The organism is Acidimicrobiia bacterium, from assembly GCA_016650365.1.
In the GTDB taxonomy this organism is placed as follows: domain Bacteria; phylum Actinomycetota; class Acidimicrobiia; order Spongiisociales; family JAENVV01; genus JAENVV01.
Genome location: JAENVV010000080.1, coordinates 1 through 5,131, shown reverse-complemented (window position 1 = coordinate 5,131; position 5,131 = coordinate 1). Strand labels below are relative to the sequence as shown.

5 protein-coding genes are annotated in these 5,131 nt (G+C 62.2%); 3 read left to right on the top strand and 2 right to left on the bottom strand.

Annotation, left to right across the window (positions count from 1 at the left end):
* On the bottom strand, nt 1-383 hold a 383-nt coding region (locus JJE47_04750), incomplete at its 3' end, for an LLM class flavin-dependent oxidoreductase (GenBank protein ID MBK5266724.1).
* A 170-nt stretch (nt 384-553) separates the two neighbouring features.
* On the opposite strand from JJE47_04750, the gene JJE47_04745 reads away from it, so the two are divergent.
* Genes JJE47_04745 through JJE47_04735 form a run of 3 tightly spaced genes read left to right on the top strand, consistent with a single transcriptional unit; the run spans nt 554 to nt 3,730 of the window.
* Nucleotides 554-2,764 carry a molybdopterin oxidoreductase family protein gene (locus tag JJE47_04745; GenBank protein MBK5266723.1) on the top strand — a complete coding sequence of 737 codons (2,211 nt, stop codon included), beginning with the start codon at nt 554-556 and terminating at the stop codon, nt 2,762-2,764.
* A 43-nt stretch (nt 2,765-2,807) separates the two neighbouring features.
* On the top strand, nt 2,808-3,224 hold the full coding sequence (locus tag JJE47_04740) for an META domain-containing protein (protein ID MBK5266722.1): 417 nt from the start codon (nt 2,808-2,810) through the stop codon (nt 3,222-3,224).
* Complete coding sequence (locus tag JJE47_04735) at nt 3,221-3,730, top strand: OmpA family protein (protein ID MBK5266721.1); 510 nt, start codon at nt 3,221-3,223, stop codon at nt 3,728-3,730. The genes JJE47_04740 and JJE47_04735 overlap by 4 nt, the downstream gene beginning before the upstream one ends.
* Here the strand turns inward: JJE47_04735 and JJE47_04730 are convergent.
* Nucleotides 3,731-5,131: TIGR03560 family F420-dependent LLM class oxidoreductase (locus tag JJE47_04730; GenBank protein MBK5266720.1), on the bottom strand; the 1,401-nt coding region annotated here is incomplete at its 5' end.

The following is a 5,131-nucleotide window of genomic DNA, read 5'->3' as shown; positions in this document are numbered from 1 at the left end:
TGGTTGGCCATCTCTTCCTTGTTCCAGCCGTATCCGATGCCGAACAGCAGACGGCCGTTGGAGATCATGTCAAGAGAGGCGACCTCTTTCGCAAGCCAGATCGGGTCGCGCTGGGCGACGAGAGTGATGCCAGTGCCGAGCTTGAGCGTTGTTGTGACGGCCGCCGCGGCGGCCAGGGCGACGAATTGGTCGTGGGTCCGCCAGTAGTGCTCGGGGAGGGGAGGAGCCCCAACCCGGCCTCCCCAGGGAGTGGTGCGGTCGATGGGAATGTGACTGTGCTCGGCAAACCAGAGTGACTCAAACCCGTGAGACTCAGCTCGTTTGGCCAGTTCGATCGGCTGCATGGTCGTGTCGGTGGGGAAGATGTAGACGCCAAAATCCATACCGACACCTTACCAAGCGAACTCCTGCGCTCGACGAGGGGAACTGGGGGCTCAACCACCCGATAACGGGCGCTCGAACCCAGGGTTCAACCCGGGGTTCCAACGCCCGATCGTGGGTGCTGGGGCCCTCAGAACGGTCGTCGGGAGCGAATTCTCGCTACCGTTGGCGCATGACGACCACCTCGATTCGGACGTGCCCGCTGTGTGAAGCTACCTGCGGGTTGGAACTCACCATCGAAGGCGGTTCCGTCAAGGTCATCCGGGGTGACCAAGACGACGTCTTCTCGAAGGGATTCATCTGCCCGAAAGGCACAACGCTCGGTCGTCTGCACGAGGACCCGGACCGGCTCCGCCAACCGCTCATCAAGAGAAACGGTGAGTTTGTCGAGGTCGGTTGGGACGAGGCTATCGCTGCGGCGGGCGCAGGTATCCGGCGGATCATCGACGAGCATGGCGCCCCGGCGGTGGCTGCCTACGTCGGTAATCCCAACGTCCACAACCTGGCCGGCAGCTTGTACTTACGCCCCCTTCTCAAAGCCCTTGGCAGCCCGAATGTGTTCTCGGCGTCGACGGTCGACCAGATGCCCAAGCATGTTTCGAGTGGTGCCATGTTCGGCAACCCGGATCTGATCCCGGTGCCCGACATCGACCGGACCGACTACCTCCTCATGCTCGGTGCCGATCCGTACGAGTCGAACGGTTCACTCGCCACGGCGCCCGACTGGCCTGGCCGGATGAAAGCCATCCAGGACCGCGGTGGCAAGATCGTCACCGTCGATCCCCGCAGATCCAAGACCGCCAAGGCCTCGGACGAGCACGTTTTCATACGCCCTGGGTCGGACGCCGCCTGGTTGGCGGCGCTCGTCACCACTGTGCTTGAAGCTGGAGGTTCGGACCTGCCCGACTTCATGACCGGACTTGCTGAGGCGAAAGCAGCGCTGGCCATCTTCACCCCTGAGTCGGTCGCTGCCGCGACGGGTATTCCCGGTGACGTAACCCGCCGGATTGCCGCCGAGTTCAGCAACGCGCCGAGTTCGGTTGCCTATGGTCGGATGGGCACCCATACGACCGAGTTCGGAACGCTGGCCTCCTGGCTGGCAGATCTTCTCAACGCGGTCACCGGTAATCTCGACGCACCAGGTGGAGCGATGTTCCCGTTGGCCGCCATCGTCACCCCCAAGGCGCAAGCCGGAGGGCGGGGTTTCCAAATCGGCCGTTACCGGTCCCGGGTTGGTGACTATCCAGAGGTCCGCGGCGAAATGCCGTCGGCCGCGCTCGTCGATGAGATTGAAACGCTCGGCGAGGGTCAAGTGCGAGCGCTACTCGTCGTCGGGGGCAACCCGGCCCGCTCGATTCCTGATTCTGAAAGGGTTGAAGCAGTGCTCGACCGACTCGAGTTCATGGTGGCGGTGGATGTGTATCTCACCGAGACCGCCCGCCATGCCGATGTCGTCCTACCGCCGCCTTCGGTTCTGGAGCGGGCTCACTTCGATGTGGCCTTCACCTCGCTGATGGTGCGCAATACCGCCAATTACTCGCCACCGACGTTCGAAAATCCTGAGGGTCATCTGTCCGAGTGGGAGATCCTCCTCGGCCTCGCCGCGGCGATTCAAGGCACCGATCTGAGTGTCGAACAGATGGATGAAGCCGGGGCAGCTGCATTGCTGGCGAGAGCATTGACCAACCCCGCCTCTCCGGCGTTCGGAACCGATCAAGTGACCGCCTGGGATCAGGTCTCGCGGTTTACCGGGCCGCAACGCATCCTTGATATTCGCCTCCGGACCGGACCGCATGGGGACGGATTCGGGACCAACCCGGACGGTCTGAGTCTGCAAAAGCTCATCGACAATCCCCACGGCATCGATCTCGGGGCGCTTGAGCCTCGTCTGCCTACCGCCTCGGCCAACCCCGATGGCCTGGTGCATCTCGCCCCTCCCCAGTTCCTGGCCGATCTACCCCGACTCGCCACGATTCTTGACGGCTCCCCCGACACCTTTGTCTTGGTGGGGCGTCGCCAACTTCGGTCCAACAACTCATGGATGCACAACATCGAGGTGTTGGTGAAAGGCAAAGACCGCTGCACGCTGCTTATGCATCCAGCCGATGCCGATTCCCTCGGCGTGGCGGCCGGTGAGTCGGTTTCCGTGAGGTCGGACGCCGGTGAGATCCGCGCACCGGTCGAGTTGTCCGATGACATGATGCCGGGCGTCGTGTCCTTGCCGCACGGTTGGGGCCACGACGACCCAGAAGCCCGTCTCACCGTGGCGGCGAGACGCCCCGGGGTGAACTCCAACGTGCTGTCAAACCGCACGGCCGTCGACCCGCTCTCCGGGAACGCCCGGCTGAACGGCATCCCGGTCGAGTTGGCGCGGGTGAGTTGAAATCGCCTCGCTTCGATATCTGGTTGCGAGCCTGACACTCCTATTGACTCTCAGCGCCTGTAGCGGCGCCGATCGAGCACTCATCGAGGGACTCTGGCTGCTGGATTCCGTAGCTGTCGACGGGGTCTTCCTGCCGCTTGAGCAGGGGTTGCCATTTCAAACCGAAACGGGATCGGCAGTGTGGGTTGACTTCGCGAGAGGTGGGGTTATGCGCGGTCAGGGTCCGTGCAACGACTTCACGGGGCGCTATGAGTTCGATGGTATGACGCTCGTCCCCGACGAGGTAACGGCGAGCGCGGTGGTATGTGCTTCCGAAATACCAGCGATTGAGGAGTGGATGGCGGTCGAGGACGTGGTTCTTGAACCGATGTGGAGCGGCGCCGACGTGCACTTCTCAAGCGACATTCGAATGCAGTGGCAAACGGACCATGTGACCTTGACCTTCCGGCGCCAAACGTGAGGTATTCGACCTGGTTCAAGTGGATCAAGAAGCGGATCGTCAGCCTGATCGTTCTGGTTCTGGCGCTCATCATCGCCACTGCCGTCCTCATCGGTGTCTTCTGGGGATTGAATGGCGAGCTACCACCGATCTTCGATCCCGAGCGGGCTGATGTAAAAACGCAGCTCGCCGATTTTTCGGTTAGCACCGACTTGCTCTTTGCCTACAACAGCGCCGAGCTTGAGCCCCAAGCCCTCCAACGACTTGATGTCATCGCCGCCTATCTGGCGGACCATCCGTCCTATCCGGTCGTCGTGGCGGGGCATGCCGACTCGACGGGGGAGCCTGACTACAACCTGGCCTTGAGCCAAGCCCGTGCCGAGGCGGTCGTTCTCTACTTGCTGACCGCCGGCGTGACCAATTCGCTTGAATCGATTGGGTATGGCGATACCGAACCAATCGCCACCAATGCCACGGAGGAAGGGCGGGCCGCCAACCGGCGAGTCACGTTTGAAATCGCTGGCTGATCAAATGGAGAATTTGTCGATGACTTCGGCGAAGCTCTCCAGCGATCCGGGTCTATGCAGGTTGGCGATCGCCACGATGGCGGTTTCCACGCCGGCCTCGGCCAATTGGCTGAACCGGTGGATGTTGTCGTCAACGGTCCCTCCGGAGAACGGACCCAACAGCGTTTCGACATCCATGCCCATGGCGGAAGCTTCGGACTCAAGCTCCTGTTTGGTCGCATAGACAAACGCCGGGGAGAGATGAGTAACTTCGATTTCTGCCCGATTACGCCCGGCAGTCTCACAGTGAGCATCAAGCACCGAGAGCTTGTGGCGAACTGCCTCCGGATCGCCCATCAGGTTGCAGGCGTCGGCGTACTGAGCCACCAACTTGAGGGTCCGCTTCTCACCGCTCCCACCCACCAGGATCGGTATGTGTTCCTGAACCGGTCGCGGGTAGGACATCGCTTCAGGAATGCTGATGGCTTTGCCTTCAAACGATTTGGCTCCGGAACCCCACAGCACTGGGAGGGCTTGTAACGCGTCTTCGAGCAGGTCGAGGCGTTCCCGGTCAGTTGGATACCCGTACCCGTACGCCTCATGTTCCTGCTTGAACCATCCAGCCCCGATGCCGCAGATCGCCCGCCCACTCGAGAGGACATCAAGCGTGGAGATGATCTTGGCGAGCAAGCCTACGTTGCGGTAGGTGAGTCCGGTGACCAGGGTGCCGAGCCTGATCGTATCGGTCACACCGGCCAGCCAGGCGAGAGTGGTGTACGCCTCCAGCATGTCGCTCCAGGCAGGGCCGACCTGGGGGATTTGGCGGAAATGGTCCATGACCCAGAGGCTCGCGAAGCCGGCCGCTTCGGCCCGTCGGGCGATGGCGGCGAGGGTGCCCGGCGTCGATACGTCCCCCCACTCGAAGTTCGACACCTGCAACCCGAATCGCAGTCCTCTGGTGGGCGATGCCCTCTCCGGTGACCAACCTCCCAAGGATACGGGTAGTACTTCCTTGGCCGGGTACACGGCTGCGAACCCCTCCGTTTCGAGGAGCGGTCGGGTTTCTGAGTAACGGGCGATCTGGCCATCGAGGACGTTGGGGGGGATACTGCGACCACGACGTTTGTTGCGGTCCTTGCAGGTCTTGGCGTCGGCGTCGAAGACGATGGCGATACAGGGCATTTCGGCCGCGGTGGCCTTGTCTCGCCAACGTTGGCGGTCTTCGGCGTTCAGACCAAGAGTATCGATGACCGTTACGAGACCGCGCTTCAAGCGGGCATCGACAATCGACTCGAGTACCGCGAACGCGTCCGTCGACGCCCTTTGATCGTGTTGCCCGGTACCGACGGCCGCCCGGAGCGCATCTGAGGACACAACTTGGCCCGAAGCGAAGTTGGTTTCCGCCCAGGTGGTCTTCCCACT